Genomic DNA, 2301 nt, shown 5'->3' with positions numbered 1-2301 from the left:
GTCGCCCAGACTCTCGACGACGGGGCTGCCGCGGTGGTGGCGCTGGCGCGTCGAGACCATGCCGATCCGTCCACGGTGCTGGGCGGGGTGGCCGGGTTGTTCGTCTCCGGCGCTGTGGTGGATTGGGCTGGTTTCTACGCCGGTACCGGGGCTCAACGAATCGACCTGCCCACCTATGCCTTCCAGCACGAGCGCTTCTGGCTCGATGCCAAGCAGGTGCTGGCGCAGTCGTGGCTGGGAGCCGAGCTGGGTGGGGTCAGCTCGGCCGGGTTGGATGTGGTGGATCATCCGTTGCTGGGTGCGGTTGTGCCGCACCCGGATTCGGGTGGGGTGAGTTTCACCGGCCGGTGGTCGGTGGGCTCTGTCGAGTGGCTGGCCGACCACAGCGTGCTCGGCACCGTGTTGCTGCCGGGAACCGGTTTTGTCGAGCTGGCCAGTTACATCGGCGATATCCTGGGCTGTGCCGTGGTGGACGAGCTCGTCCTGCATACCCCGTTGACGCTCCCAGCCGAGGGCAGTGTCTCGGTGCAGGTCGTGGTGGCCGCTGCTGACGAGGCCGGTCGTCGACGGCTGAGTGTCCATTCTCGGCAGGCGGGCGAGGGTCCGTGGGTGCTGCACGCCGAAGGTGTGCTTGCGCCGGGTGATGTGGTGGCCGATTTCGACCTCGCCTCGTGGCCTCCCGCCGGTGCGCAGCCGATGCCCATTGACGGTGTCTATGACGAGTTGCTCGATGTCGGCTATGGATATGGCCCGTTCTTCCAGGGTTTGCGGGCGGCATGGCAGCGCGGCGATGAGTTGTTCGCCGAGGTCGCGCTGCCGGATCCGCAGGACGCCAACGGTTTCGGGATTCATCCGGCATTGTTCGACTCGGCGTTGCATGCCGGGATAGTTCATGGTCTGCGCGGTGGTGTCGAGGGTTTCCCGGCGCTGCCGTTCACCTGGAACCGAGTGGTGATGCACTCGGTCGGCGCTGCCGCGGTGCGGGTCCGGATCGTGCTTCAAAGCGATCGGTTCGCCGTGCAGATGGCCGATGAGCAGGGCCACCCGGTGTTGTCGGTGGGGGCCTTGGTTTCTCGGCCGGTATCGGCTGAGCGCCTCAGCGCGGATCGGGTGTCGGAGGCCCTCTTCGGCTTGGAATGGCTGACTGCCCCGCTGTCGGCGGGGGAAGTCGAACCGGCTCGCGTAGCGGTACTCGGGGGCCAGAGTTCTGGCGGGGTGCGGGGTTACGATGATCTTCCGTCGTTGATCGCCGATCTGGACGCGACTTCCGACTCGGTTGTTCCCGACATCGTGTTGCTCGAGTGCCCCTCCCACAGTGGTGCGGTGCCGGAGGCTGCGCGCCAGGTTGTCACCGGTGTTCTGGACACTGTTCAGGGCTGGCTGGCCGATAGTCGTTTCGCTGGTTCTCGTTTGGTCGTACTCACCGAACAAGCAGTGGCTGTTGCCGATTCGGAGCAGGTGGATCTGGGTCAGGCTCCGGTGTGGGGGCTGTTGCGTGCCGCGCAGGCCGAACACCCAGGGCGATTCCAGCTTCTCGACCTGGACCACCCCGACCTGGCCCGAGACCGTGACCCGGTCTCTATCGCGACCGTGGCAACGGCTGCTGCGACGGAACCGGAGGCCGCGCTCCGTGGCACGACCCTGCTCGTGCCGCGGTTGACCCGTCACGCACCCGGCACGATCGCCCGGCTGTCCGAGCCCGGCACTGTGCTGATTACCGGTGGCACCGGTGGCCTCGGTGCGGTGATCGCTCGACACCTTGTGACCGAACACGGTGTGCGCCATCTGCTTTTGACATCTCGGCGTGGCCCGGATGCCCCTGGCGCGGCTGAACTGCGTGACGATCTGCTCGAGCTCGGCGCGCAGGCGACCATCACCGCATGTGACGTGTCCGATCGGGACGCACTGGCGGCACTGCTGGAAACCATCCCGGCCCAGCATCCGCTGGTGGGTGTCGTGCACGCGGCCGGAACCGCCGACAACGGCGTGATCGAGTCGATCACGCCGGACCGGATCGACCATGTCTTCGGACCCAAGCTCGATGCCGCGTGGCACCTTCACGAACTCACTCGTCAGCACTCGCTGTCCTTGTTCGTGCTGGTGTCTTCCGCGGGTGGGCTGGTGCTGGCTGCCGGTCAAGCGAACTACGCTGCCGCGAACGTCTTCCTCGATGCCCTCGCGGCGCATCGCCGCAGCCTGGGACTACCCGCGACCTCCCTCGATTACGGGTTGTGGGCGAGATCGAGCGGGCTCGGCGTCGAGCTGTCCGACGACGACTTCGATCGGATGCGCAGGCAGGGT

General features: G+C 66.8%; 1 protein-coding gene. It reads left to right on the top strand.

Going from position 1 to position 2301, the window contains the following annotated elements:
• Positions 1–2301 (top strand): type I polyketide synthase (locus AC3ERS_RS36500; RefSeq protein WP_431972720.1); only part of this gene is annotated, 2301 nt, incomplete at both ends.

The organism is Nocardia sp. bgisy134 (assembly GCF_057708325.1).
Note: the sequence above shows the minus strand (reverse complement) of the source record. Positions and strands in the feature narration are given on the sequence as shown.